This window comes from Bacteroidia bacterium, assembly GCA_025056095.1.
Classification (GTDB): domain Bacteria; phylum Bacteroidota; class Bacteroidia; order JANWVE01; family JANWVE01; genus JANWVE01.
This window is the reverse complement of record JANWVW010000380.1, coordinates 1-626: the sequence shown is the minus strand read 5'-3', so window position 1 is coordinate 626 and position 626 is coordinate 1. Positions and strand designations below refer to the sequence as shown.

At 42.0% G+C, this 626-nt stretch carries 1 protein-coding gene; it reads left to right on the top strand.

Annotated elements, in window-relative coordinates; translation table 11 throughout:
• Positions 1-626: SBBP repeat-containing protein (locus NZ519_14105; GenBank protein MCS7029885.1), on the top strand; the 626-nt coding region annotated here is incomplete at both ends.

Here is a 626-nt window from a genome sequence, read left to right as displayed (position 1 = left end):
ATGATCAAGGGAATGACATATCCATAGATGGCAGTGGTTGTGTATATATAACAGGCGAGGCTGGTCCTAATTATGATGTAACCCCAGGAGCATTCAGAACTACATATAAAGGAATGGGCGATATTTTTGTTACAAAGTTGAATACGTCAGGAAGTAGTTTAGTGTACTCTACGTATGTTGGGGGAAGTAAGCAGGATTGGTCCACTGGCATTACCGTAGATGGGAGCGGCTGTGCATATATAACAGGTATGACTACTTCAACTGATTACGATGTTACCCCAGGAGCATTTCAAACTACTCATGCGGGAGGAAATTCTGATGTTTTTGTTACCAAGTTAAATCCATCAGGAAGCGCACTAGTGTATTCTACTTATATTGGTGGAACCGATCAGGAGTGGAGTTCCTCTGGCATAGCTGTGGATGGTAGTGGCTGTGCATACGTAACAGGTAGCACATACTCATTCAATTACGATATTACTACAGGAGCTTTTCAAACAACCAATGGAGGGATTAGTGATGTTTTTGTTACAAAGCTCAATGCGTCAGGAAGTGGGTTGTTATATTCTACATATATCGGAGGGAATAGTGGTGATGGAGGTTCTGACATAGTATTAGATGGTAGCGGC